Consider the following 26016-nt stretch of genomic DNA (forward strand, 5'->3'; position numbering starts at 1 on the left):
GGGTGCGGGGGTGTGAAACCCCCGCCTCGACCTCTCAGCCCGCGGCCAACGGCAGGCGCCGCTCGACCAGCCGCGCCATGATGGAGGCGCCCACCGGCAGCACCTCGGTATCCAGCACAAAGCCTGGGTTGTGCAGCCCCACGGTGCCCGCATGGCCCACCCGGCAATAGGCGCCGGGCACCAGCCGCAGCATGTCGGCGAAATCCTCGGATCCGGTTGCAGGTTCCTCGGTATCGCTGACCTTGTCCTCACCCACGATATCGCGCGCCGCCTCCAGATAGGCGTCCGACAGATCGGCGTCATTGACCAGCACATCAAAGGCATTGCGCAATTCGGCCTCGATCCGGACGCCATGGGCCTGGGCGAAACCGGCACAGATCTCCTGCATCCGGCGGGCCGCCATCTCATAGACCTCGTCCTTGAAATACCGGATCGTGCCTGCAAGGGTCGCGGTCTCGGGCACGACATTGTAGGCGGTGCCGGCATGAAGCTGCGTCACCGACAGCACCAGCATATCCAGCGGATGCAGGTTGCGGCTGTGGATCGTCTGCAACTCGCTGGCCAGCGAGGCGGCGATCAGCAGCGAATCCTTGCCGTTGTGCGGCTGGGCGGCATGGGCCCCCTTGCCGGTGATGCGAATGTCGAAGAAGGCGGCGCCCGCCATGGCCGCGCCCCTGGTAATCCCGAATGTGCCCGGCTTGCCATTGGGGGAATTGTGCATCCCGTAGATCTCGTCACAGGGAAAGCGGTCGAACAGCCCTTCGGCGATCATGCGGCGCGCGCCGCCCATGCCTTCTTCGGCGGGTTGAAAGATCAACACGACGGTGCCGTCGAAATCGCGGTTTTCGGCAAGATATTTGGCGGTGCCCAGCAACATGGTCGTATGGGCATCATGCCCGCAGGCGTGCATCTTGCCCGGCACGGTCGATGCATAGGGCAGCCCGGTGGTTTCCGTCACCGGCAGGGCATCCATATCGGCCCGCAGGCCAATACGGCGGTTTCCCCGGCCCTTGCCCTTGACGATGCCGACAACGCCGGTGCCGCCCACGCCTTCATGCACCTCGTCCACCCCCCAGGCGCGCAGCTTTTCCGCCACGATCCCAGCGGTGCGCACCTCTTCAAAGCCCAGTTCGGGATGAGCGTGCAGATCGCGGTAAATCTCGGTCAGTTCGGCGGCGTGGTCGGCGATGGGCGACAGAATGGCCATGGGGCGCTCCTTGATGAGTTGATCACATGCTGGCGCGCGGGCGCGGCGGCTGCAACCCCGGACTTGCGGGCTGGGGGTCATTGCGGTTACCTGCCCCTCCGGTCCCAGACGAAAGGTTGCGCCATGGCCCCCTCGCCCGATCCTGCCCGCCAGATCGCCCAGATCATTGCCGCCGAGATCAGCGCGCGGCCAGATCAGGTCGCTTCGGCCGTGCAACTGCTGGATGGTGGCGCGACGGTGCCGTTCATTGCACGCTACCGCAAGGAAGTGACGGGCGGGCTGGACGACACCCAGTTGCGCAATCTGGCCGAACGGCTGGTCTATCTGCGCGAGTTGCAGGCCCGGCGCGAGGCAGTGATCGGCGCGATCACCGAACAGGGCAAGATGACCGACGATCTGGCAGGCAAGATCGCCGGGGCCGTCACCAAGGCAGAGCTGGAAGATTTGTATCTGCCCTACAAGCAAAAGCGCCGCACCAAAGCGATGATCGCGCGCGAAAACGGGCTGGGGCCGCTGGCCGATGCCATACTGGCCGACCGCGCCGCCGATCCCGCCGTGCTGGCCGCAGGCTACATCACCGAGGCGGTGACGGATACCAAGGCCGCGCTGGACGGTGCGCGCGACATCATCGCCGAAGGTCTGGCCGAGAATGCCGATCTCAAGACCCGCCTGCGCGACCTGTTGCGCCGCGATGCGCGCCTGAGTTCGCACGTGCTGGACGGCAAAGAGGCGGCGGGCGCCAAGTTTTCTGATTATTTCGCACATTCCGAACCCTTTGGCACCTGCGCCGGGCACCGCGCGCTGGCCATGTTCCGCGGCCGGAACGAGGGCTTCCTGAGCCTCGATCTGGAGATCGACCCGGATGCCGCTCCGGGCATGGGCCGGGCCGAAAGCATGGTAAAGGGCGCGCTGTCCGTGGCGCGCGGCGGCAAGGGGGATGACTGGCTGGCCACCGTCGCAGGCTGGTGCTGGCGGGTGAAGCTGCGCCCCTCGCTGACGGTCGATCTGATGATGGAACTGCGCGAGCGGGCCGAGGACGAGGCGATCCGGGTCTTTGGCCGCAACCTCAAGGATCTGCTGCTGGCGGCGCCAGCGGGGGGGCGTGCGACCATGGGGCTGGATCCCGGCATCCGCACCGGGGTCAAGGTGGCGGTGGTGGATGCCACCGGCAAGGTGGTGGAAACCGCCACAGTCTATCCGTTCCAGCCCAAGAACGACCTGCGGGGGGCGCAGGCCACGCTGGGCGCACTGATCGTGAAACATGGCGTCGATCTGATCGCCATCGGCAACGGCACCGCCAGCCGCGAGACGGAAAAGATGGTGGCCGATCTGCTGGCCCTGCTGCCAGGCAGCCGCAAGCCCACCAAGGTCGTGGTCTCCGAAGCTGGCGCCTCGGTCTATTCCGCATCGGAACTGGCGGCGCAGGAATTCCCCGATCTGGACGTGTCCTTGCGAGGTGCCGTTTCGATTGCCCGGCGTTTGCAGGATCCGCTGGCCGAACTGGTGAAGATCGAGCCAAAATCCATCGGCGTGGGCCAATATCAGCACGATGTGGACCAGTATAGGCTGGGCCGTGCGCTGGATGCCGTGGTCGAGGATGCCGTGAACGCCGTGGGGGTGGATCTGAACACTGCCTCGGCGCCGTTGCTGGCGCGGGTCGCGGGGATCGGGCCGGGGTTGGCAGACACCATTGTCAGCCATCGCAATACCCATGGCCCGTTTGCCACCCGGCGCGATCTGCTGAAAGTCAGCCGTCTGGGCCCCAAGGCGTTTGAACAATGCGCGGGCTTTCTGCGCATTCCGGGCGGCAAGGAGCCGCTGGATGCCTCGTCCGTCCACCCCGAAGCCTATGACGTGGCCCGCAAGATCGTGGCCGCCTGCGGCCGTGACCTGCGCGCCTTGATGGCCGACCCCACCCCCCTGCGCCGTCTGGAACCGCGCGACTTTGCCGACGAGCGGTTCGGGGTGCCCACGGTCAAGGACATTCTGGCCGAACTGGAAAAACCCGGCCGCGACCCCCGGCCTGCCTTCAAGACCGCCACCTTCACCGATGGGGTCGAGGAGATCACCGATTTGCGGGTGGGAATGCTGCTGGAAGGCACCGTGACCAACGTGGCGGCCTTTGGCGCCTTTGTGGATATCGGCGTGCATCAGGACGGGCTGGTCCATGTCAGCCAACTGGCCGACCGTTTCGTGAAAGACCCGCATGAGGTGGTGAAGGCTGGCGATGTGGTGAAGGTGCGCGTGGTCGAGGTGGATGTGCCAAGGAAACGCATCGCGCTGACCATGCGCAAGGATGGTGCCGGACGCGACGATGCGCCGAAACGCGGTGCCTCACCGGCCAAGGGCGGGCGCGGACCAATGTCGTCCGGGCCAAAGGGCAGCGACGCACCGGGCGGGTTCGGCGCGGCCTTGCTGGATGCAATGCGCAAGCGTTGACCTGACCGGACCATTGCGCCAGTGGTGAAACGGGGATCGGGGGCTTGCCCCCCATACCCCGAGGCTGACGGGATCGCAGCGAAGGGGCCGCAGATCTGGAGGGGCGGATGGCACTGAGTTTCCGACAAGGCGAGATTCTGGATATTGCGCGCAGCGAGGGCCGCGTGGTGGTCGAGGATCTGGCCGAGCGATTTTCAGTCACCTTGCAGACCATCCGGCGCGATCTGGGCGAATTGGCGGATGCCGGATTGCTGGACCGGGTGCATGGTGGCGCGGTGGTGCGCCCCGGTGTGGCGAATACCGCCTGGTCGGAACGTCGCGGTGTCAATGCCGAGGCCAAGGCCGCCATCGCGGCGGCCTGTGCGGCATTGATCCCGGACAATTCCAGTCTGATCCTGAACATCGGCACCACGACCGAAGCCGTGGCGCAGGCCCTGCTGGGGCACCGCAATCTGACTGTGGTGACGAACAACCTGAACGTGGCCAATATTCTGGCGGCCAATGAAAGTTGCGAGGTCATGGTGGCCGGTGGTGCGTTGCGCCGGGCAGACGGCGGCTTGATCGGAGAATTGACCACCCAGTTCTTCGAGCAATTCAAGGTTGACCGTGCGGTGATCGGCTGTTCGGCGCTGGACGGTGACGGCGACCTGCTGGATTTCGATCTTGCCGAAGTGCGGGTGGCCCGCACAATCCTGCGGCAGGCACGGCAAAGGCTGGTGGTGGCGGATGCGTCCAAACTGACACGACAGGCGCCGGTGCGCCTGGCATCGCTGGCCGATCTGGATGGGCTCGTTACCGATCTGCCGTTGCCGGACCCTCTGGCACGGGCCTGTGAGGAATGGGGAACGACGATATATCTGGCGTGAGCGCAGGATGGGCCGGACCCCAGATCCGCGCTGCATCGCGGGCGATGAGGCGCGCTTCCATCGCGGACAGCCGGGCGCGCGCCGTCGTTTCGCATCCGCAATCCCGCAAGGCCCGTTGCCATGCACGCAGCGCCGAGGCCGCGGACCAGGGCAGGACCGCCTGATGCAACCAGTTGCGCAACCCGGAAGGCAGGCGGTCGAACGCCGACATCGGCGCCGCTTTACGACGCGGCAGGCGGGTGGACAGATTTCGCCTCATGTCTGCGCCCCCGCGTGGCAGTCCGAGCCCCGGTCGCAACGGGCCGGTGCAGAACGGGGGTGAAAGCAGGGGCGAGGGCGAGGGCGGCCGTGGGTCTGGATCATGTCGGTCTCGATTGCTGCGCGCATGGGTTAGTATGTTATATCGTAACAATCAATCCTGAAAGCCGACCTTGCGCTGGCAGCCTTGCGCGATACGATGTCGGCAGATCCGCAGTGCGATGCGGAGCATCAGCCAGGGGTGGAGCATGGCAAGAACCGTAGTGATCAAGGCATTCGGCGGACCCGAGGCGATGGAGCTGGAGGACCGGCCCGTCGGCGAACCGGGGCCAGGGCAAGTGCGCATTCGCCACCACTCGGTGGGGCTGAACTTCATTGATGTCTATCAGCGCAGCGGGGTCTATCCGCTTCAACTGCCCTGCGCCTTGGGCATGGAGGCCGCCGGTGTGATCGAGGCGGTTGGCGAGGGTGTGACCCACCTGAAAGCCGGAGACCGAGCCGCCTATGCATCGCAACCGCCGGGCGCCTATACCGAGGCTCGGGTGATGCCCGCGGCGCAGGTCTGCCCGCTGCCGGACGCCATTTCCTTTGAGGAAGGGGCGGCGATGATGCTCAAGGGGCTGACGGTGCAGTATCTGTTTCACCGCACGGTCCCGCTGAAAGCCGGGGATACCGTGTTGTTTCATGCCGCAGCCGGGGGCGTGGGCCTGATTGCCTGCCAATGGGCCAGGTCAGAGGGGATCCGGTTGATTGCCACCGCGGGATCGGACGAAAAATGCCAGCTGGCGCTGGATCATGGCGCGTCGGAGGCCATCAATTACCGCGACGGCGCCTTTGCCCCGAAAGTGCGGGATCTGACAGGCGGACGTGGCGTCGATGTGGTGATGGATTCGGTCGGGGCCGCGACCTTTGAAGGATCGCTGGACTGTCTGCGGCCGGTGGGCATGATGATCTCGTTCGGCAATGCCTCGGGTGTGGCGCCGCCAGTGGATTTGCTCAAGCTCGGGGCCAAGGGCGCGTTGCAGATCACCCGGCCCAGCGTCTTTGTGCATATCGCAAAGCATGAGGACTGCCAGGCGATGGCGCAACATCTGTTTGGCAAAGTCATCTCGGGGGCCGTGAAGATCCGCATCGACCAGAGATTTCCGCTGGACCGGGTGGCAGATGCACACAGGGCGCTGGAGTCGCGGGCGACAACCGGGGCGACGATTCTGGTGCCGTAGGGAGTGGCCCGACCTGCGGGCCGGGGCGCCGCCCCGGACCCCGGGGTATTTCGGGCAAGATGAAACAGATACGTCAGGCGACCAGGGCCTCGGCGCGTTTCAGATCGACACTGACCAGTTGGCTGACGCCCTGTTCCTGCATCGTCACACCGAACAGTCGATCCATGCGCGACATGGTGACGGCATGATGGGTAATGATCAGGAACCGCGTTTCGGTGCGCCGGGTCATCTCGTCCAGCAAGTCGCAGAACCGGGTGACATTGGCGTCATCCAGCGGGGCGTCCACCTCGTCGAGCACACAGATCGGAGCAGGATTGGCCAGGAAGACCGCAAAGATCAGCGCCAGAGCGGTGAGGGTTTGTTCGCCGCCCGACAGAAGCGAGAGCGTCGAGAGCTTTTTCCCCGGTGGCTGGCACATGATTTCCAGCCCCGCCTCCAGAGGATCGTCGGATTCGACCAGCACCAGCCGCGCCTCGCCACCATCGAACAGATGGGTGAACAGCGTGGAAAAGCTGGCATTGACCTGATCAAAGGCCGCAAGCAGGCGTTCGCGGCCTTCACGGTTCAGGCTGGCAATGCCGGCGCGCAGTTTGCGGATGGCTTCTTCAAGATCGTCTTTCTCGGCGCGCAATGTGTCGTGTTCGGTTTGCACGGCCTTTGCGTCATCCTCTGCCCGCAGGTTCACTGCGCCAAGTGCATCGCGCGCACGGCGCAGGCGCTGGGTTTCCAGATCCAGTTGGTCCGATGGCGGGATGGCCTCGGGGTCGATCTTGAGCGTCTCGAGCAGAGCCGCAGGCGTACCGTCGGTTTCCTCGGCAATGCGTTCGGCGGCAAGGGTGGCGGTTTCCCTGGCGGCCTCGGCGCGCGCCTCGGCGCGGGCGCGGGTTTCGCGGGCCTCGCCTGCCGTGCGTTCGGCGGCGCGTTCGGCGCCTTGTGCGTCGCGCAGCGCGCCTTCGGCGGCCGCCAGCGCATCCTGTGCCGCCGTGCGCCGTGTCTCGGCCGTGTTGATCGCCTCCAACAGGTCTTCGCGCCGCGCCGCGATGTCAGAGGGCACGGCGCTGGCCTCGGCCAGTTCCTCCTCTGCCGCCTCGCGGCGCTCCTGCAATTCGGCGGCGCGTTTCTCGGCGGTGTCCAGCCGTAGGCGCCAGCCCGAGAGCTCTTTGGTCACTTCCTGGCGGCGGCGGGTGCGGGCCTCGCCCTCGCGGCGCGCCTCGTCATGGGCAGAGCGGCGGGCGATCATGGCGAGACGGGCGGCCTCGACCGTGGATTTCAGCGCCTCGACCGTGGCGCGGACGTCCGGCAAATCGGGAAGGTCTGCAAGGGTCTCATGGGCCTCGGACAGCCGTTCGGCAGCTTCGTCCGCATCGGACTGATAGCGGGTCTGGGCAAGCCGGGCCGATTCCAGCTTGCCTGCCGCGATGGACCTTTCGGCTTCGGCCCGCGACAAGGCACGGTTGGTCTCGGTCACGTGGGTCTCTGCCATGCGCCGCGCCTCGCGGGCCAGTTGATCGGCGCGGGACAGGTCCGCAAGCCGCCCTGTCAGCACCTCATGCGCGGCACGAGCCCCGTCGGCGCGGGCTGATACCTCTTCAAGATCCCGCTTCAACTGGACAAGCTGGTTCAACTGACGCAGGCGCAGCGCGGCCGCCGAAGGTGCGTCGGCCGCAGCCGCCCGGAACCCGTCCCAGCGCCATAGATCACCGTCGAGGCTGACCAGACGCTGACCGGGGCGCAGGGCGGTCTGCAGCCGGGGTCCGTCGGCGGCCTCCACCAGCCCGACATGCGACAGACGCCGGGCAAGCACCGGCGGGGCGCCGACATGCGCCGCCAGCGGGCTGGCCCCCTGAGGCAGCGGAACGGTTTCGTCATAGTCTGGCAGAAGCGCCCAGCCAGACACACCATCATCGAGGATTTCCGGCGCGCGCAGGTCATCGGCGATGGCGGCGCCAAGCGCGGCCTCGTATCCCGGTTCCACCACCAGACGGTCGAGCAGCTGGCTGCCGGCCTGGGATTCCCTGTCCACCAACCTGGCCAGGGCGGCGACCTCGGCGCGCAGGGCGTTGGCCTCGCCTTCGGCGGACGAGCGCGCAGCGCGGGCCTCGGCCTCGCGCGACTGGGCCTCGGCACGCGCGAGTTCGGTCCCGGCCAGCGCGGCTTCAGCATCTTCGACCATTGTGGCCGCCTCGGCCTGTGCCTCTTCGGCGATGGCCTGATCTTCGGCGGCGCGGTGCAGACCCTCCGACGCGGCCTCGGCCGCAGAGACGGCGCGGGCCACCTCGGCGCGCGCCTTCTCCAGCGCCGCCGTCGCCTCTTGCACCAGGCGCTGCGCCGATTGATGGCGGGCCGACAGGCGGGCGGCATCTTCGGTTGCCTCGGCAAGATCGCTTTCACGCGACGCCAGAACGGATGCCGCCTCGCGGGCCGCGTCGGACAGTTCGGCAAGCCGATCCGGCTCGCCCTCTTGCGCGCGAGCCAGTTGATCGAGCTCCCACTCCAGCCGGGCGAGGGTCTCGCCGGCGTCGCGGTTCAGGCCCGCCTCTCGTTCGGCATCGCGCTGCAACTGGGCGATCCGCGCGCGCAGCGCCTCCACCGCTTCGCGCGCGCGCGATTCCTGATCTGACAAGGCGTCGCGCTGCACCAGCAGACGTTGCAGGACGGCCCCAGCGATCGCCTCTTCCTCGCGCAGGGGCGGCAGGCTGTCTTCGGCGTTCTGACGGTCGGTGGCCGCCTTGCGCGCCGCGGCTTCTGCGGCAGAAGCCAGATGGATCGCCTCGGACAATTGCCGCAACGCCGACATGCGGGCTGTATCGGCCTCGTGCCAGCGGCGGAACAGCAACATTCCTTCGGCGCGGCGCAGATCGACCCCGATTTCGCGGTATCGTGCGGCCTGACGGGCCTGGCGGGCCAATGTCGCCAGTTGCTGGGCCAACTGCTCCAGCACATCATCGACACGGGTCAGGTTGGTTTCAGCCGCGGTCAGGCGCAATTCCGCCTCGTGTCGTCGCTGATAGAGGCCCGAGATTCCCGCCGCCTCTTCCAGCACGCGGCGGCGGCTGCGGGGCTTGGCGTTGATCAGTTCAGAGATTTGCCCCTGCCGCACCAATGCAGGCGAATGGGCCCCGGTCGAGGCATCGAGGAACAGCATCTGGACGTCCTTGGCGCGCACCTCCTTGCCATTGGCGCGATAGGCGGACCCAGCGTCACGGGTGATCCGGCGGCTGACTTCCAGAACATCCGCATCGTTGAACCCCGACGGGGCCAGCCGGTCGGAATTGTCGATGCTCAGCGCAACCTCGGCGAAATGGCGGGCGCCACGGGTTGCGGCGCCGGCGAAAATCACATCTTCCATCTCGCCGCCACGCATGGCCGTGGGGCGGTTTTCGCCCATGACCCAGCGCAATGCCTCCAGCAGATTGGATTTTCCGCAGCCGTTCGGACCGACCACCCCGGTCAGGCCGTCGGCAATAAGAAGTTCCGTCGGATCGACGAAACTCTTGAAGCCATTCAGGCGCAGGCGGGTGAATCGCAAGGGGCACTCCGGTCTATCGGGCATGCATCGTCTCGGGCGCGCGCGCGCGAGTCAAGCTGATACGCCAGATTTCGGCTCCGCGCACACCGCAAATACCAGATAGGGCAGGCATTGCCCGGACCCGGCCCGCGGCAGCCCTGCGGATCCCTCAGGCAGCGGACCGAACCGGGCCAGCGCGCCACGGGATTGCACGACCTTTGCCCTGATTTCGCCTCATTGTGTCGGCAGCTTGGTTTCAAGGCGAAATACGGAGTCGGCAAATGATCATGGCATCCATCCTTGTTGGCATCGTGGCGGGTTCTGTGTCCTTCATTGCCGGACTTGTGACCGGGCAGGGCCTGATGTCGTCGGTCGGCCTCTATGTGGCAGGGGGCATGGTGGGGATGTTCGCGGCAATAGCGATGGCCGGTCTGCGCCAGCTTGCCCGCAGCCAGCATTCCGCTGAACAGGCCGGGCTGAGCACCGCGCAGGGCTGAGGCGCGATTTCCACCATTCCAGAAACAATGGCACAAGCCATGCCGGGCCTTGCGGCCCGGCGTTTGCGCGTGTGCCTGCCGCCGATACCTCCCCACATCTTGATCATGCTCCCCGACCAAGCGGGCGAATCAGCGGGATGACGCGCTGCCGTGGCTTGGCCGCGAATATACCCATGGTTGTGCGCGCAGACATTGTGGCGTGATTGCGGCAGAGAAACGGCAGGACGGCGGCGCCTGCGGTTGCGGATCTGACCCGCAAAACGCCAATTTCCCATTCGCATCATGACCCCAAATCGGTAAAATGAAGGGGTAAAGGTAAATGATTGCGAGTGTTTGGAAAGCTGCCGCAATTCCAAGTTTTGGACAGAACAGGAAGCGTGCGTTTCGCGCGAACCGCTTTCTTGTGCCCGGAAGTGTGTTGCGAGTACCTCGCCGACTGTTGCAGAGAGAGCCACAATGACCCTGACCTACGGACGCTTCGAAACCGATGCCGATCTGCCGGGCGGCATCAATGCGCACCAGCCAGCCGATACAGGGTACCGACAGCGCGGGGTCTATCGCCATGGTCTGAAACGCTTGCTGGATGTCGTGATCGTCGTTCTGGCTGCCCCGTTCGTGGTGCCGCTGATCATGATGCTTGCCTTGGCGGTGATGCGGGATGGTGGGCGCCCGTTCTATGCGCAGGACCGGGTTGGAAAGGGCGGCCGCACCTTCCGGATGTGGAAACTGCGCAGCATGGTGACCGATGCCGATGAACGGATGATCGCGCATCTGGCCAGCGACCCCGCAGCGCGGCGCGAATGGGACGAAACGCAAAAGCTTCAGGATGACCCCCGGATTACATCCTTTGGCCGTTTCTTGCGCAAATCATCGCTGGATGAACTGCCCCAACTGTTCAATGTTCTGATCGGCGACATGAGCCTTGTCGGCCCGCGCCCGATGATGGTGAGCCAAAAGGTGCTGTACCCGTCGACCGCCTATTACGAACTGCGTCCCGGCATCACCGGATATTGGCAGACCGCCGGCCGCAACAAGACAACCTTTGCCGCGCGGGCGCATTTCGACAGCGAGTACGAGCGGGAGTTGTCGTTCCGGACCGATGCGGAAATTCTGGTCCGCACCGTGGGCGTCGTTGTCAAAGGAACCGGGTGCTGAACCGTCAGACCCCGACATAGCGTTCGAATTGGGGGCTTTCGCTGGTCAAGGCGCTGATCGGCAGGGTCTCTGCAACCCGCCCGCCGCTGACAAAGGCCACATGATCTGCGACGGACAGCACGGCATCGACCCGCTGTTCTACCAGCACAACCGCCACACCGGCGGCTTTCAAGGACAGGATGGTTTCGCGGATAAGCGTGATCATCGAGGGCTGGAGCCCCTCTGTCGGCTCGTCCAGCAGCAGAACTGCGGGCTCCAGGCACAACGCGCGGGCAATCGCCAGCATCTGCTGTTCCCCCCCCGACAAGGTTGAAGCCGTCTGGCCAAGACGCTCGCGCAGGCGCGGAAACAGATTCAGCACATGTTCGCGGGTTGCAGCGCCCTTTCGGCGCGTCATCAGGCCCACTTCGATATTCTCGGCCACGGTCAGCGGGCCGAACAGGCGACGGCCCTGCGGCACATAGCCGATCCCCCGACCCGGCACCTCATGCGCGGGTAGATGGTGGATCGGCTGTCCATCCAGGACAATCCGCCCTGCCGTCACCCGAACCTGCCCCATGATCGCCAGCAGCATGGTTGTCTTGCCTGCGCCGTTGCGCCCCATGACGCAGGTGATCTGGCCCGCCTTGGCGCTCAGACCGAGGCCGCGCAGAACCTGCACCGCGCCATACCCGCCATCGACCTCTGCCAGTTCCAGCATTCAGCCCCCCAGATAGGCGGCCTGAACCGCCGGATTGGCCCGGATCTGCGCAGGTGTACCCGTGGCGAGGACCTGGCCGGAATTCAGCACGGTGATGTTCTGGGCAAGATCCATCACAACGTCCATGTTGTGCTCTATCAGCAGAACAGTGGCGGCGGGAACCAGCCCCCGGACCAGTGTCTTGAAAGTGGCAATTTCCGCATCGGCAAGACCTTGCGTCGGCTCGTCCAGAATAAGCAGCCGCGGCCGGAGCGCCAAGCCCATGGCGATTTCCAGCAAACGCTGATGACCATAGGCCAGCGTCCCGGCGCGTTGGTCCGCCAGATGATCCAGCCCCACACGCGCCAGCGCGGCCAGAGTTCCGGCCCGCAGATCGCCCGAATGGCGCTGCACCGCAAGCGCGACATTGTCGAACACCGAAAGCCGCGCATAGATCGAGGTGATCTGGAACGTATAGGCAATGCCCCGCGCCACCCGCGCATGGGCGGGCAAGCGGGAAATATCCTCGCCGCCCAGGATGATCGTGCCGGCCTGCATGGCGATACGGCCCGACAGCAGGCCGACCAGCGTGGTCTTGCCCGCCCCGTTCGGCCCGATCAGGGCGTGAATCTCGCCATGGTGCAGATCGAGGTCAACGCCATCAACCGCCTTGACCCCGCCGAAATGCCGGGTCAGCCTGCGCGCCGACAGGATCACGGCAGCCATCTGACCCACCTTTCACGCACCGCACCCAGCACACCGCGCGGCGCGAACAGAACCAGCACCAGCAGCGCCCCCCCGATCACCGCAAGATGGGCTGTGGTATAGCTGGACGCGATGTCGATCAGATAGAACATCAGCGCCACACCCAGGACCGGCCCCAGCGTGGTGCCAGCGCCACCCAGCAACACCCAGAGCAGCGGCAGGATGGAAAACTGCGTCGCCACGAAACTTGCCCCGACATAGCCGAACATGACGCCATAGGCCGCCCCGGCCGTTCCCGCGTAAACCCCCGAAAGCACCAGCGCCGCAAGTTTGACCCGGAACGGATCATATCCCAGCATCCTGCTGCGGTCCTCGTTCTCACGCATTGCGACCATGACCCGCCCCAGGCGCGACCGCACAAGAACCAGTTGCCCCAGCAACGCAGCGCCGAAGATCGCCAGCGCGACGGCATAGCGGGTTGAATCCTGCGACAGGTCAAGTGGCCCGATGACACGCGATGCCCGTGCAAGGTTGAACCCCTCTTCGCCGCGCGTGTAGCTGGTGAAATACATCACCGTCAGATAGCCGGCCTGCGCGAACATCAGCGTCACGATCATGAAGCTGACGCCCGCAGTGCGCAGCGCCAGCAAGCCGATCGCCAGCGCCAGCGCACCACCGGCCAAAAGCCCCATGGGCAGCGCCGCAAGCGCCGACCAGCCGCCGTGGTGCGTCAGCAACCCCGTGGCATACATGCCCGCACCAAAGAACAGCGCATGGCCAAGGCTCAGCAAGCCCGTATAGCCAAAGGCGATGTTGTACCCCATGGCATAGACCGCCAACAGCAGGATGCGGGCGGTATTGGTGTGGTGATAGGGCGGCAGAACCATGCTGAGCCCGGCAAGCGCCAGGATCACCGCCAGATGCAGGGCCAGATCGCGCGTCATGTCCGCTCTCCGAACAGGCCCTGCGGGCGGAACACCAGAACCAGCGCGACGAAAAGTGTCGCCAGGATCTTGGCCAGCGTGGGCGACCAGAAGAACGAGATCACCCCATCCGACAGCCCGATCACCAAAGCGGCGATCAGCGTACCGCGGATCGAGCCCAGCCCGCCAATGATGACCACGATGAAGGACAGCAACAGCGGATCGTGCCCCATCAGATAATGCGCCTGCTGGATCGGGACCAGAAGAACCGCCGCCAACGCCGCCAGCCCCGCCCCAAGCGCAAAGACCATCGCATACACGCGGTCCACATTGATGCCAAAGGCCCGCGCCGTATCCCTGTCGATCTGGGTGGCCCGCATGACAAGACCGGCGCGGCTGCGGTTCATCAACACCCAGACCGCAACCAGTACAGCCACCGCTGCCACGACCACGACAATCTTGTACCCCGAATACCCGAACCACGGAAACTGGATGCGCCAGACGAACGGCGCCTCGATCGGTCGGGCATCGGGGCCGAAAAAGCTGAGCGCAGCCTGTTGCAGGATGTAGGACAGGCCGATGGTGGCCACGATGGTGGCCTCTGGCTCATATCCCAGCCGCTTGAGCACCGCCCAGTCCGCCAGCGCCGCCATGGCCGCGACGATCAGCGGCGCAAGGACAAGGGCCGCCAGAAAGGCCACCCAGGCGGGCCCCGGAACCGCCTGCGCAACAAACCACGCCAGCACAGCGCCCAGCATGAAGAATTCGCCATGGGCGACATTCACCACCCGCATGACGCCGAACACCAGGCTGAGCCCGACCGCCGTCAGCGCAAGGACAGCGGCCATGACCGTGCCCTCCATCAGGGCCAGCAACAGGAAGGGGCCGGAAATCATGGGCAGTCCCTTGTCGGGGCCGGCGCCTGGCCGGCCCTCATGTGTCAGAAGGAGTGCGTTGTATAATCCACCGCATCGGGGTACATGCCATCCTCGATGGAGGTGCGATGCACGCGGATCAGCTTGCCGCTCTCGACCTTCGAGATATTCTGGTGGCCAAAGACCTGGTGGGTCTTGCCGTGGAACATCTTGTCGCCTTGCGGGTGCTCGATGCCCTCGGCCATCGTCGTCATGGCCTCCATCGCCTCGACGAACTTCTGCCGTTCGGCCGGACCCTGATACCCGGCCTCTTCCATGCCCCGCTTGATCAGGAACAGGGTTTCCCAGCAACTGAACATATGGGCGTAGGTCGAGATATCGCGCGCATCCGAGACCGAGGCGCCGTTGTCATCCACGCCAACCGCTGCGCGATAGGCGCGCTCCGCCTCGGTCGCATCCGGCTGGATATTGCGGCAATGGCCCTCCCAGAAATGGGTGCCTTCCAGAAATTCCAGACCAGGCGCGGCCATGTCGACCGCCTCCAGGCTGTCGATGAAGCCAAAAATCTCTGGCCGCGCACCACGGCCATAGAACTCTCCCAGCTCTTTGCAAAATGTCAGAACGGCCGGACCGATCATCACATGGTACAGAACCTCGGTCTCCTTGGGGATGCGCGGGAAATACCGGGTAAAGCTGGTTTCGGTCGGCGGAATAGCAACATGGGCGATCACCTCGCCGCCCTGCGCCTTGACCGCCTCGGTAAAGAAATCGCGGTGATCGTGGCCAAAGGCATAGTCGGGGAAGATCATCGTGACCTTCTTGCCCAGGTTCTGCGTCACCCAGGGCGCCATCGACGACACCTGCGACCGCACATCCGTGATACCCGGTTGCAGCGTCCAGCGGTTCAACATGCCGCTGGCAACATGGAACCCCTCGGAGCAGACCAGATATGGCACCCGCAACTCTGCGGCACGCGGCGCCGATCCGATCACCACATGGGAAAACAGCGGGCCGAAAATCAGGTCGCAATTCGCCTGGCGGGTCAGCTTCTCGACCACCTCGGCCCCGCGTTTGGGATCGGTGCCATCATCTTCAAACACGATCTCGACCGGGCGGCCATTGATGCCGCCCTGATCGTTCAGCAGCTTCAGGGCTGCCTGCGTCGTGCGTTCGTACCAACGCCCATAGGCGGCCCCGATGCCGGTGCGGTGCAACTGGAACCCCAGCTTGATGGGCGCCGCGCTTTGCGCATGGGCAAAACGGCCCGGCAGCGCCAGGGCGGCCCCGCCCGCCGCCAGCCCGGCCAGAACCGACCTGCGCGTCGATCTGCCTTTGAAACTTGGGTGAATGGTCATGGTGCGCCCTCCCAGTGAATGGCGTGCAAGGTTCAGGCGCCCGTTGGCGACGCCAGTAACCAGAGGCCCAGAATTGTGTAGCCGACCATCAACACGGTCAGCGGCAGATGCGCAAGCCCGCGAGCCCGCTGTTCAGACAGTTGCAGCGCCAGAACCACCGCAAGCACATGCGCGCCCAGAATGGCGACGAACTGAACGTTCCAGATCGCCGTCATCATTCCCCGGTCGGTCAGGAATCCCATCGACACATAGAAGGGCGGCAGTCCCAGCAATGCGTCGCCCTGAAACAGCGGGTCGTTCAATGCGGCAAGTGTGTATTGCCCGGCTGTCAGCAGTGTCAGCAGGTAATGCGCGCCATGGTATCCCGCGGCGATGGCAAGAAAGCTCAGCATCACCGGCCCCGTTGGCATCGACGCGCCCGAGATCCGGCGCCCCAGCGCCAGCGCGCCCAGAATGCTGATCACCGTCAGCCCCCAGGCCGCCGCAAGCCCCATTGTGTTCTCGACCATCACCGCCGAACGGCCCGAAAACTCCAGCGGATTCTCTCCGATCAGGGCCAGCCACCAGAAGGTTTCGCGCAGGCCGTCGAAGGTGAGTGCGGCCAAGGCCAGAGTGACGAATGCGACCTGCGACGCGCCAAGCGGGGCCATGCCCAGAACCTGAGTACCCGGCCAGCCCGCCATGATGCGCAGGCGCGCCCCGTCAGACTCGGCCCAGACCGGCGCGATGCGCGACAGATAGCCGACATAGACCGTCAGAAACTCGCCCTTGTCCAACCATTCCTCGCCCTCGGCCACGGCAAGCACAAAAATCACCAGCCAATAGGCACTGATGGCCATGGCAAGCACCAAGGGATCATCCGGTGACAGCGACACGATCTGAAACCAGCTGAACGCCATAAGCCCCAGCACCGCAGGGAGCTCGCCCAGTCGCGCCAGACCGATGTGCCCTTGCCATCCGATCAACAGGCGCACGGCACGCACCGGCCCCGTCCAGGGGTTCAAGCCACGCCACAGGTTGCCGCAAACCATCGACGCCAGCGGCAGCGCCACCCAGACCACCGTCCAGAAGACCAGAGTCAGCAGATTGTGCATCGGGTCGCGCGGCCCGAGGACGCCCACAGCCACCAGCACCAGCGCCAGAAGAAAGCCAATTCCACTGGCAACGCACTCGGGCACCAGAACCGGGCGATGGCCGACCGTGATGGCGCGCATCTCGGGCAAGCGCCGTGCCACCGCCGCCAGCACACCCGTCAGGGCGACGGCCAGCGCGGCGCCCAGCATGTAGCGGCCGGTTGGCAGTGTCATCACGATCGAGGGCGGCAAGGCGCAAGCCAGCGCCGGAGCCGGGCCAAGCCCAAGGCCGACGCCCGCAATGCGACCACCCTGACGTAGCCGATAGTGATCCCGACCTGCGACCATCCGTCTCCCGATCCGATACCGAGCGGGAGTGAACACTTTGCACACGCAGCATGCAAGGCCGTTGATCGGCCCTGCGCCTATTTCCTGGGTACGAGCTTGGCCAGAACGCGGGCCAAATCCTCGCGGCGGAAAGGTTTTCCGACATATCCGTCAAATCCCGCCGCGTAATAGCCATCCACCTGGTGCTTCATGGCATTGGCCGTCACGGCAATGGCGGGAACATGACCGGCACCCTGTTCGCCCGCAAGCCGGCGAATTTCCTGAAGCGCGGCGATGCCGTCCATCTCGGGCATCGAGATATCCAGCAGCAGCACGTCAAATTCGTCGGGTTTCCAGGCGGCCACGGCCTTCAGCCCATCCTCGACGACGGTGACGCTGACACCCAGTGCACCAAGCATCGCCTTTAGAATCAGGCGGTTGGTTGCATTGTCGTCGGCGACCAGCGCGCGCAGCCCGGCAACCGACGGCGCCGTTGCCGCAACACTTTCCTGCTGCAACGGATCGTCACGCTTGGCGAGCGGCAAAGGCAGTTCCAGCCGCACCACCGTGCCCGTGCCCAGTGTGCTGGACACCTGGATCCGCCCGCCCATCAATTCCACCAGACGGCGCGAAATCGACAGTCCAAGCCCCGTGCCGCCATACCGGCGCGTCACCGCGCCGTCGGCCTGCTCGAAATCCTCGAAGGCACGCGCCTGTTGTTCGGGTGACATGCCGATTCCGGTATCCGCCACCTCGATGACCAGCGGCTCGCTGCCACGGGTGTTCAGCGTCACCCTGATCTGGCCTTCATGCGTGAACTTGATCGCGTTGTTCAGCAGGTTGTGCAACACCTGCAAGGTGCGGTGCGGATCGCCCATGCGTGGCTGGTTGCATCCCACATCACACATGACAGAGAACGACAGGCCCCGTTCCTGCGCCCGCAGCGAATACATCGCCTCGACCTTGGCCGCCAGATCGCGAGGGACAAAGGCAACCGTCTCCAGCTCGATCTTGCCAGCCTCGACCTTGGCCAGATCGAGGATGTCATTCAGCACATTCAAGAGGCCCTGGCCGGATTCGCGGATCGTCTCGATCATCTGGCGATGGATCGGGTCTGTCAGCGCATCCGACATCAGTTCGGCCATACCAAGCACGCCATTCAGGGGCGTGCGTATCTCATGGCTCATATTGGCCAGGAATTGCGATTTGGCCCGGTTTGCCGCCTCTGCCCGTTCCTTTGCAGTGTAGAGCAGGGTGATATCCGACGACACGCCCCGATACCCCAGATAGGTGCCATCGGCGGCGATGAAGGGCAGCCCGCTCATCCGGATCCACATATCGCGGGAGCCGTTTGCCCGCTCGGGAATCAGGAAAACGAAATCGCTGAACGGTTCGCGCGCGGCAAAGCGGGCACGTAGCCAGTCCCAGTCGGCACTTTCGCGGGTTTCAACAAACTGTTCGGGGCAGCTCCAGCCCGAGACACCCAGCATATGTTCCGGCGGATGGCCCGTGTTACGTTCGTAGCCTTCGGACAGGAACGTGTAACAATCGTTGGTATCCGTTTCCCAGAACCAGTCCGACGATACGGCCGCAATATCCTGAAACCGGCGCTGAGCGGTATCGCGGGCATCCAGGGCGGCCAGCAACCGCTCGTTCGTCGCCTGCATTTCCGCCTCACGGGCCTTCGCCTCGGATATGTCGATGTGGATGCCCGACACAACCTCGATCGCGCCACTGTCGCTGCGCCGGGCGACCTGCCCGCGTGTCAGCACCCATACCCAGTGGCCATCACGGTGACGCATACGTATTTCGGCCTCGAACACGTCCTGATCGAGTTGCCTGAGGCTGGCGTGGCGGCGCGACATCTCTGCAATATCGTCGGGATGGACCATGGACTCCCACTGCTCGTAGGGCATGTCCTGCAACTCGGCATGGGTATACCCCAGCATTTCTGCCCAGAGATCATTGACGATGTTGCGCCCGGTAATGCGGTTGTATTCCCATGTGCCGACCGAAGCGCCGCGGATGATCTGCTCCATCCGCTGCTGGGCCTGTTTCATCGCGGTGACGTCGATATGCGCGCCCACCATCCGCAGTGCGCGGCCATCCAGATCACGCAGGCCAACACGCGCCCGCGACAGGATGTTCACCCAATGCCCCTCCTTGTGGCGCATACGGAATTCGGTTTCGAACTGATCGACCTCGCCTTCGACGACGCGCGCGATCTGGGCCGAGACACGATCCGCATCGTTTGGATGCAATAGCCGCTGCCACAGATCGGGGGTGTTTGGCTCCATCTCTGCACGGGTATATCCCAGCATCTCTGCCCAGCGGTCATTGATGCGGGTGATGCCGCGCTCCAGATCGGATTCGAATGTTCCTGCGTCGGCGGCCGCGATGATGTCCTGCAAACGCTGTTCGGCGCTCTTGAGGTCGGTGACGTCGATGCGCATCCCCACCGAGCCGCCATCGGGCATCGCCTTTTCCACAGACCAGAGCCAGCGCCCGTCGGACAGCTGGATTTCCGTATCGTTGCGGCGATCCCGGTGACTTGCCATCACCTGGGCGAACCACTCGTCTTCGCAGCCAAGCGCATCGCGGTAGATGCCGCGGTCGATCCCTGCGCGCAGCAGATCGGCATAATGGGCGCCCGGTGTGATCAGGTCGGCGATAGGCTTGAAGTACTCGACATAGCGCCGGTTGAACAGCGACAGGCGGTCGTCTGCATCAAAGATGGCAAAGGCATCGGGCAACGCCTCGATCGCGGCTTCAAGCTGTTGGCGTGCCGTGACAGCGGCGCGTGCAAGTTCCTCCAGCCGCTGTTCCTGACGTTTGCGTTCGGTGATGTCGGTTTCCACCGACACAAACCCTGTCGGCTGCCCATCAGCCCCCTTCATCGGGTGGATGTTCAGGTCAATCCAGTATGTCGTGCCGAAACGGTCACGGTTCAGCATTTCAGCGCGCACGGGCTCGCATTTTTCAAGCGAGCGGGAAATCCGTTCGATCGTCGCCCTGTCCGACCCTTCGAAGCGCGTGAACTCGCCGGGATTGCGCCCGACAATCTCGGCCAGCGCATAGCCGGACCGCATTTCGAACGCCGGGTTGGCCCATGTCACCTTTTGGTCGTTGTCGGTGATGACAACGAAATTGGTCATATGCTGGGCAACCTGCCCGAGGCGCACCAGTTCTTCGCGCCGGGTCTGGTCGGCGGTGACATCGCGGATCACAAACACAAAGCCGGGGGCATCGCCGGGCACATCGGCGGCACGCAGGGCTGCGGATGCCTCGAACCAACGCAACTGGCCGGCCGTCTGCAAGGAATAGCGGAACCCTGCGCTGCGCCCGTTCAGCAACGCGGCCTGCATCGCCATGCGCGTGATCGCCGCGGTTTCCGCCGGCAGGACTTCTTCAAGCCGACGCCCCATCATGCGGCTGGGTGTGTCGAACAGAAGTTCCGGGGCGCCCGTGTGGTACCCGATGTAGCGCCCGTCTGAGTCAAGCTCCAGGATCAGGTCGGGCAATGCCTGCATCGTGGCGGCAAGCCGGTTGCGCGCCTGTTCCAGTTCCGACTGGGTCCGGCGCATTGCCTTGTCCGCCGCGACCCGCGCAAGGATTGTCCCGATGGCGCCCGACATGGCCCCGAGGATCGAGATATCGTCCTTGGAATAGTTCCGCTGCGCGCGGACGGAATCATAGCCCACAAACCCGCCAAAGGCGCCATCCAGCCGGATCGGAACAAAGACCGCACTAAGAATGCCCTGCATCTCCAGCGCTTCTTTCACCGGGGAATCCGGCGGCAGATCGGTGACGGAGCCGACATGCACAATCTCGCCCGCCTCGAACCCTTCGCGCCAGGGGGCGATCATCTCGGTCGGCTGGTCCTGTAGTTCCGCCAGCATGGGAACGATGCCGGTGGCGCACCACTCGTAGGTATTGTCCAGCACTTCGTTGTCGCGCAACTGAAAAACATAGGCGCGATCCGCATTCGCATAGGCGCCCATTTCAGACAGGATAAGATCAATCGCCTCCCCGGCCTGAGCGACAGGCGCAGAGAGGGCGCGGGCCAGAACATCGACAACGCGGGCGGAAACTGCAGAGTCGGATGCGCTAGCAGAGCCTGGCCGAAGCGGTGCTGTATCTGGTGCCATCTTACTTCCCTGGCGATCACGCCCCTGGCATCGCCGCAGGCCCCCATTCGCAGGTTGTGCCCACAGCAATGTTAATCAATCGTAAATACACGAAGCTTAATCATAATCCGTGCAGATCGGCCAGTGAATAGGAAGAATTCCACAAGGCCGCCATCGCTATTCCGCCAGAAATCAGGGCGAAAACCGTGTCGTGAAGCGGGTCATGCACACCATGGCGCCGGGCCAGCCACATGCTTGCAGGTGCGGACAGCACCGCCGCGATCGCCTGCCCGGCCAAGGCGCCGGTCAGGCCCGCCAGTTCCGCCCCGATCAGAAACAGCGCAGTCTGACTGGTCGCGCGAAACGCCGCAACCAGAAAGAAGCCCCGTGAATCCCCTGCCGCCAAGGCCGCCTGATCATAGGTTGCGATCAACATCTGCGGTAGCTGCACGCAGGCCAGCACAACGACGACAGCCCCTGCAACGGCATAGCGCGGATCATACAGCAGGTGCACAAGCGGCACGCCGCCGAACGCCATGGCTGCCAGCAAGGACAGAACCGTTGCGGTCATGCCCAACCGCATCCGGCGCAATCTGCGGCGCATCGCGTCAGACCCGTCCAATGCCACATTGCGGTAGATCGGGATGAACACACGCCCCACCACGGCAGCCGCCAGCAGCATGGGAAAGCTGGCCAGAAAATAGCCGATATTATAGATGCCAAGGCTTTCAAGGCTGAGATAGCGCCCCAGAATGGCCTTGTCGCCCTGCATCAGCACAAACCCACAGGCCGTGGACAGAAAGATCCAGCCTCCATACCGGATGAGTTCCTGCGCGGCGTCGGACTCCCAGCCAAATCGGTTCCGATGACCGGGCAGACAGGCCCAGGTCAGCCCCAACTTGACCAAGGCCCCCAGAAGATTGCCCCAGACCAGGGCCCAGACCGACTGCATGGCGAGCGACAGCGCGATCATGGCGACGATTCCCACCAGTTGCGAGGCCAGATCCAGCAACGTGACGCGCCCCAACGCCAGATGCCGGTTCGCGGTCTCGATCCGCGTGGGATTGAACCCCGCAATCAGCAGGGTCAGGCCCGCCACCGGCAGAATCTGCGCCAGATCGGGCGCACGGTAAAACTGCGCCAGGGGCCAGGCCAGTGCACAGGTCACCAGCCATAAAAGCGCACCCCGGATCGCCTGCACCGACCAGGCGGTATCCAGGAACCTCGGCTCGTCCCCACGCCGACTGGACAGGATCGACGGTCCGATCCCGACATCCGAGAACATCGTAAGGCCGATCATCACCATCGTGACCAGCGACATCAGCCCGAATGCTTCGGGAAACAGCAATCGTGTCAGGATCAGGTTGGATACCAGCCGCATCCCCTGACCTCCGACATAGCCAAGGGCGATGATCGCCGATCCGCGCATGGCGCGGGCGAACAGGCCGGAACCGGCGATCTTGCCTGAAAATGACGACATGAGGCAGCCTTGTACTCTTGCCGCAGGCTATGCGGTGGATGACCTGGGTGAAAGCCCCATCTTCTGCCCCGCCCGCACCCGGATCGAACCTGAAGCACCCGCGCAACCGCCACGTGGTGGGAAGATGCCGTATGAAACGGGTGCCCGTCGAGAAGGTTGCGAGTGGCCTGCACGTCATGGGCATGACTCGTCAGGGGGCCGCGAAAGCCGCCCCGAGCCTGCGCCCCGCAACATCCGCCAAGCCCGAAGTTCCCGCAATCACAAGAGCCGGACTGGTCTATGCATTCACCGGCGCTGCCCAGATGCGGGGGCCACGCCGGGCGCTACGTGATATCCATGGCATCGCACCCATCCCACATGCTCCGGCCGGGATCGCACTGGCGGCTGCGTTGCAAAAGGGTGGCCCTGCCCCCGCACGCGATACGGCACCCATGGCGGATTCCCTTTTGCCGCAATCCGCGCTAAGCAAGGGCGCAACAACGGCAAGGCGGACCCATGCGCATTCTTCTGACGAACGACGATGGCATCAACGCTCCGGGGCTGGAGGTGCTGACGGCCATCGCCAACGACATCGCCGGACCGACCGGCGAAGTCTGGACAGTCGCCCCCGCCTTCGAGCAATCGGGCGTTGGCCACTGCATCAGCTATACCCGGCCCATGATGATCGCCAAACTGGGTCATCGCCGTTATGCCGCCGAAGGCAGCCCGGCGGATTGCGTGCTGGCAGGTCTTTATGACGTATTGCAAGGCGCGCGCCCCGATCTGGTGCTGTCGGGGGTCAACCGCGGCAACAATGCCGCCGAAAACACGCTCTATTCCGGCACGATCGGCGGCGCGATGGAGGCGGCGCTGCAAGGCTTGCCAGCCATCGCATTGTCGCAATACCTCGGCCCTGAAACCATGGAGCTGGACGACGAGTTCCAGGCGGCGCGCGCACATGGCACCGCCGTGGTCCGCAATCTTCTGGACAAGGGGCTGTGGGACGACGGAAATGACTACCGCATGTTCTACAACGTGAACTTCCCGCCGGTCGCTGCCGCCGGGGTCAAGGGCGTCAAGGTCAGTGCCCAGGGCTATCGCCGCGATGCGTTCTTCGGGGTAGAGCCCCATCGCTCGCCCTCGGGGCGCAAGTTCCTGTGGATCAAGGGCGGACCGCAGCATATGCCGACCGCACCCGGCACCGATGCCGCCGCAAACCTCGAAGGGTTCATTTCGGTCACACCGATGCGCTGCGACCTGACCGCCCATGACGCGCTGGCCGATCTCGAGGCCCGCCTCGCATGACAGGGGACGAGGGAGAGGACACGTCCGACACCCTCGCAGAGCGCAAGATGCGGTTTCTTTTTGCCCTGCGGTCGCGCGGGGTCACGGACAAGCGGGTGCTGGAGGCAATGGAGCGGGTGGATCGCGGCGCCTTCGTGCGCGGCCATTTCGCCGACCGCGCCTATGACGACATGCCCCTTCCCATCGCCTGTGGCCAGACGATCAGCCAGCCCTCGGTCGTGGGGCTGATGACCCAGGCGCTGGAGGTCGGGCCGCGCGATATCGTGCTGGAGGTGGGCACGGGTTCCGGCTATCAGGCGGCGGTTCTCAGCCTTCTGGCACGGCGGGTCTATACCGTGGATCGCCATCGCCGCCTGGTCCGCGAATCCCAGGAGGTGTTCACCACCCTTGGATTGCACAACATCGTGGCACGGACCGGCGATGGCTGCCTTGGCCCAAGACCCCCCGGCACGGGCCGGGACGCGACGGGCCTGCCCATTCCGCGCGGGCGCGATCCGGTGGCCACCGCACAGGCCCCGTTTGGCGAACAGGCCCCGTTCGACCGCATAATCGTGACAGCCGCCGCCGAAGATCCGCCGCCCACCCTCTTGGACCAGTTGCGCATAGGGGGTATCATGGTCTTGCCGGTCGGGCAGTCCGATGCCGTGCAACAACTTGTGCGGGTGCGCAAGCTGGCGCATGGGTTCGACTACGAAGACCTCCGCCCCGTGCGGTTCGTGCCGCTCGTCGAAGGGGTGGCCCCAGACTGACCGCCCGCTGCTGGCCGGGCGACAACCAGCGCCGGAACCAGCCGGCCAAGAGTACGAGGCAGAGCGATGCAAACGGTATCTTCATTCCTGCGTGACCACCGGCCGGGGCGCCCTGTCGTTGCGGTCGCGCTGGCGCTGGCGCTGGCGGGTTGCACCGGACAGGGCGACGGGTTCGACTGGGACATGCGCGCGCCGCTGGCTGGCAACACCGCCGATGCCGCCCGCAACCCGACTGCACCACGCCCCCGCGCCGATGATCGCGGGGTCATATCCTATCCCGGATATCAGGTCGCCATCGCGCGCCGCAACGATACCGTTGTCTCGATCGCCTCCCGACTGGGCATCGACGCAGGAGAACTGGGCCGCACCAACGCCATTCAACCCGACCTGCCCCTGCATGGCGGTGAGGTTCTGGTTCTGCCGCGTCGCGTGGCCGAGGCCGGTGCGGGCGCCCCGCTGCCGGCGACTCCCGGCAGGGTCGATGTCGGCACCATCGCCACCACGGCGCTGGACCGTGTCTCTCCCACGACCACCCCGCCCGCGCCCTCCACACAACCGGCAGCGCCCCGGCCCGCAGCCCAGTCCGGGGCAGAGCCGATACGCCACAAGGTCACACGCGGCGAAACCGCCTATATCGTCGCACGTCGCTACAACGTGACCCCGCGCGCGCTGGCCGAGTGGAACGGTCTGGGTGCTGATCTGGCGCTGCGCGAAGGGCAGACCCTGCTGATCCCGCCAACCAGCGGCAGCCCCCCCCCCTTTGCACGAGAGGCCGCATCGCCGCCACCGCCCGGCGCCGGTTCGACCACACCGCAGCCCCCATCGGCGACCAAGCCACTGCCCAACGAAAACCCGGCCCGTGCCGGTGGCGGCAACGTAGAGAATGCCCCCCCCTCGCCCAGCCTGCCGACAACCAGCGCGTCCAGACTGGCAATGCCTGCGGATGGCACCATCATTCGCGCCTACCAGAAGGGCCGCTACGACGGGATAGGCATCGGCGCCGCCACCGGAAGTCCGGTCAGGGCGGCTGGCGATGGCACCGTCGCCGCGATCACCCGCGATACGGGACAAGTGCCGATCGTGGTCATCCGCCACGAAGGCAACCTGTTGACGGTCTACGCCAATGTAGACGGAATCTCGGTCGCCAAGGATGCCAAGGTCAAGCGCGGCCAGCAGATCGGAACCGTGCGCGCCGGCAGCCCCTCTTTCCTGCATTTCGAGGTGCGGCGCGGGTCTGAAAGCGTCGATCCGATGTCGATGCTCCAGTAGCCCGGCCCCGGCGCGGG

Annotated in this window: 19 protein-coding genes; 8 read left to right on the top strand and 11 right to left on the bottom strand. The window is 65.0% G+C overall.

The features are described from left to right. Positions 1-34 precede the first annotated feature (34 nt). Positions 35-1207 carry an amidohydrolase gene (locus BW970_RS15605; RefSeq protein WP_076533141.1) on the bottom strand — a complete coding sequence of 391 codons (1173 nt, stop codon included), beginning with the start codon at positions 1205-1207 and terminating at the stop codon, positions 35-37. A 123-nt stretch (positions 1208-1330) separates the two neighbouring features. On the opposite strand from BW970_RS15605, the gene BW970_RS15610 reads away from it, so the two are divergent. Beyond that, positions 1331-3646, top strand: coding sequence for a Tex family protein (locus tag BW970_RS15610; protein WP_076533143.1), 2316 nt, complete (start codon positions 1331-1333; stop codon positions 3644-3646). Between the two features lie 107 nt (positions 3647-3753). Then, positions 3754-4512: a DeoR/GlpR family DNA-binding transcription regulator gene (locus BW970_RS15615; protein ID WP_076533145.1), complete on the top strand. Its 759-nt coding sequence runs from the start codon at positions 3754-3756 to the stop codon at positions 4510-4512. Here BW970_RS15615 and BW970_RS21115 read toward each other — a convergent pair. Further along, entirely contained in the window at positions 4439-4771 is a 333-nt protein-coding gene (locus BW970_RS21115; RefSeq protein WP_076533147.1) for a DUF6525 family protein, read from the bottom strand. The two genes, BW970_RS15615 and BW970_RS21115, sit on opposite strands and share 74 nt — an antisense overlap. Positions 4772-5018: 247 nt before the next feature. Here BW970_RS21115 and BW970_RS15625 point away from each other — a divergent pair, with 247 nt between their 5' ends. After that, on the top strand, positions 5019-5993 hold the full coding sequence (locus tag BW970_RS15625) for a quinone oxidoreductase family protein (RefSeq protein WP_076533149.1): 975 nt from the start codon (positions 5019-5021) through the stop codon (positions 5991-5993). 73 nt (positions 5994-6066) lie between these two features. Here the strand turns inward: BW970_RS15625 and smc are convergent, their stop codons facing one another. Beyond that, entirely contained in the window at positions 6067-9522 is a 3456-nt protein-coding gene (gene smc, locus BW970_RS15630) for a chromosome segregation protein SMC (RefSeq protein ID WP_076533150.1), read from the bottom strand. Positions 9523-9782: 260 nt separating this feature from the next. Here smc and BW970_RS15635 point away from each other — a divergent pair, with 260 nt between their 5' ends. Next, on the top strand, positions 9783-9998 hold the full coding sequence (locus tag BW970_RS15635) for a hypothetical protein (protein ID WP_076533152.1): 216 nt from the start codon (positions 9783-9785) through the stop codon (positions 9996-9998). A 456-nt stretch (positions 9999-10454) separates the two neighbouring features. After that, on the top strand, positions 10455-11153 hold the full coding sequence (locus BW970_RS15640; protein ID WP_076533154.1) for a sugar transferase: 699 nt from the start codon (positions 10455-10457) through the stop codon (positions 11151-11153). Positions 11154-11157: 4 nt separating this feature from the next. Here the strand turns inward: BW970_RS15640 and BW970_RS15645 are convergent, their stop codons facing one another. The 8 genes from BW970_RS15645 to BW970_RS15680 form a co-directional block, all read right to left on the bottom strand. Further along, positions 11158-11853 carry an ABC transporter ATP-binding protein gene (locus BW970_RS15645; protein ID WP_076533156.1) on the bottom strand — a complete coding sequence of 232 codons (696 nt, stop codon included), beginning with the start codon at positions 11851-11853 and terminating at the stop codon, positions 11158-11160. Beyond that, positions 11854-12558 (bottom strand): ABC transporter ATP-binding protein, encoded by a 705-nt coding sequence (locus tag BW970_RS15650; protein WP_083701310.1) that lies wholly within the window; start codon positions 12556-12558, stop codon positions 11854-11856. Continuing rightward, positions 12546-13481, bottom strand: a complete 936-nt coding sequence (locus BW970_RS15655; protein WP_076533158.1) for a branched-chain amino acid ABC transporter permease — start codon at positions 13479-13481, stop codon at positions 12546-12548. The genes BW970_RS15650 and BW970_RS15655 overlap by 13 nt, the downstream gene beginning before the upstream one ends. After that, positions 13478-14356, bottom strand: a complete 879-nt coding sequence (locus BW970_RS15660) for a branched-chain amino acid ABC transporter permease (protein WP_076533160.1) — start codon at positions 14354-14356, stop codon at positions 13478-13480. Before BW970_RS15660 ends, BW970_RS15655 begins: the two co-directional genes overlap by 4 nt. Before the next feature lie 44 nt (positions 14357-14400). Then, positions 14401-15690, bottom strand: a complete 1290-nt coding sequence (locus tag BW970_RS15665) for an ABC transporter substrate-binding protein (RefSeq protein WP_076533161.1) — start codon at positions 15688-15690, stop codon at positions 14401-14403. Positions 15691-15722: 32 nt separating this feature from the next. Then, complete coding sequence (locus BW970_RS15670) at positions 15723-17111, bottom strand: hypothetical protein (protein WP_083701311.1); 1389 nt, start codon at positions 17109-17111, stop codon at positions 15723-15725. 77 nt (positions 17112-17188) lie between these two features. Continuing rightward, positions 17189-21238, bottom strand: coding sequence for a PAS domain S-box protein (locus BW970_RS15675; RefSeq protein ID WP_083701312.1), 4050 nt, complete (start codon positions 21236-21238; stop codon positions 17189-17191). 100 nt (positions 21239-21338) lie between these two features. After that, positions 21339-22697: an oligosaccharide flippase family protein gene (locus BW970_RS15680; protein WP_076533165.1), complete on the bottom strand. Its 1359-nt coding sequence runs from the start codon at positions 22695-22697 to the stop codon at positions 21339-21341. 495 nt (positions 22698-23192) lie between these two features. On the opposite strand from BW970_RS15680, the gene surE reads away from it, so the two are divergent. The 3 genes from surE to BW970_RS15695 all read left to right on the top strand — a co-directional run bounded on the left by surE (position 23193) and on the right by BW970_RS15695 (position 25999). Beyond that, positions 23193-23981, top strand: coding sequence for a 5'/3'-nucleotidase SurE (surE, locus tag BW970_RS15685; RefSeq protein ID WP_076533167.1), 789 nt, complete (start codon positions 23193-23195; stop codon positions 23979-23981). Beyond that, positions 23978-24730, top strand: coding sequence for a protein-L-isoaspartate O-methyltransferase family protein (locus tag BW970_RS15690; protein ID WP_076533169.1), 753 nt, complete (start codon positions 23978-23980; stop codon positions 24728-24730). The genes surE and BW970_RS15690 overlap by 4 nt, the downstream gene beginning before the upstream one ends. 66 nt (positions 24731-24796) lie before the next feature. Beyond that, positions 24797-25999 (top strand): M23 family metallopeptidase, encoded by a 1203-nt coding sequence (locus BW970_RS15695; protein WP_083701313.1) that lies wholly within the window; start codon positions 24797-24799, stop codon positions 25997-25999. The last annotated feature ends 17 nt before the right edge of the window (positions 26000-26016 follow it).

Origin of the sequence: Gemmobacter megaterium (genome assembly GCF_900156815.1) — a bacterium.
Taxonomy (GTDB): Bacteria; Pseudomonadota; Alphaproteobacteria; order Rhodobacterales; family Rhodobacteraceae; genus Wagnerdoeblera; species Wagnerdoeblera megaterium.

Bases quoted from the DNA above. Each gene is read 5' to 3' on its own strand.
- BW970_RS15650 (WP_083701310.1), bottom strand. From the start codon at position 12,558: ATGGCTGCCGTGATCCTGTCGGCGCGCAGGCTGACCCGGCATTTCGGC.
- BW970_RS15640 (WP_076533154.1), top strand. From the start codon at position 10,455: ATGACCCTGACCTACGGACGCTTCGAAACCGATGCCGATCTGCCGGGC.
- BW970_RS15625 (WP_076533149.1), top strand. From the start codon at position 5,019: ATGGCAAGAACCGTAGTGATCAAGGCATTCGGCGGACCCGAGGCGATG.
- BW970_RS15690 (WP_076533169.1), top strand. From the start codon at position 23,978: ATGACAGGGGACGAGGGAGAGGACACGTCCGACACCCTCGCAGAGCGC.
- BW970_RS15670 (WP_083701311.1), bottom strand. From the start codon at position 17,111: ATGGTCGCAGGTCGGGATCACTATCGGCTACGTCAGGGTGGTCGCATT.
- BW970_RS15660 (WP_076533160.1), bottom strand. From the start codon at position 14,356: ATGATTTCCGGCCCCTTCCTGTTGCTGGCCCTGATGGAGGGCACGGTC.
- BW970_RS15615 (WP_076533145.1), top strand. From the start codon at position 3,754: ATGGCACTGAGTTTCCGACAAGGCGAGATTCTGGATATTGCGCGCAGC.
- BW970_RS15635 (WP_076533152.1), top strand. From the start codon at position 9,783: ATGATCATGGCATCCATCCTTGTTGGCATCGTGGCGGGTTCTGTGTCC.
- BW970_RS21115 (WP_076533147.1), bottom strand. From the start codon at position 4,771: ATGAGGCGAAATCTGTCCACCCGCCTGCCGCGTCGTAAAGCGGCGCCG.
- BW970_RS15645 (WP_076533156.1), bottom strand. From the start codon at position 11,853: ATGCTGGAACTGGCAGAGGTCGATGGCGGGTATGGCGCGGTGCAGGTT.
- BW970_RS15680 (WP_076533165.1), bottom strand. From the start codon at position 22,697: ATGTCGTCATTTTCAGGCAAGATCGCCGGTTCCGGCCTGTTCGCCCGC.
- BW970_RS15605 (WP_076533141.1), bottom strand. From the start codon at position 1,207: ATGGCCATTCTGTCGCCCATCGCCGACCACGCCGCCGAACTGACCGAG.
- BW970_RS15610 (WP_076533143.1), top strand. From the start codon at position 1,331: ATGGCCCCCTCGCCCGATCCTGCCCGCCAGATCGCCCAGATCATTGCC.
- surE (WP_076533167.1), top strand. From the start codon at position 23,193: ATGCGCATTCTTCTGACGAACGACGATGGCATCAACGCTCCGGGGCTG.
- BW970_RS15695 (WP_083701313.1), top strand. From the start codon at position 24,797: ATGCAAACGGTATCTTCATTCCTGCGTGACCACCGGCCGGGGCGCCCT.
- BW970_RS15665 (WP_076533161.1), bottom strand. From the start codon at position 15,690: ATGACCATTCACCCAAGTTTCAAAGGCAGATCGACGCGCAGGTCGGTT.
- BW970_RS15675 (WP_083701312.1), bottom strand. From the start codon at position 21,238: ATGGCACCAGATACAGCACCGCTTCGGCCAGGCTCTGCTAGCGCATCC.
- BW970_RS15655 (WP_076533158.1), bottom strand. From the start codon at position 13,481: ATGACGCGCGATCTGGCCCTGCATCTGGCGGTGATCCTGGCGCTTGCC.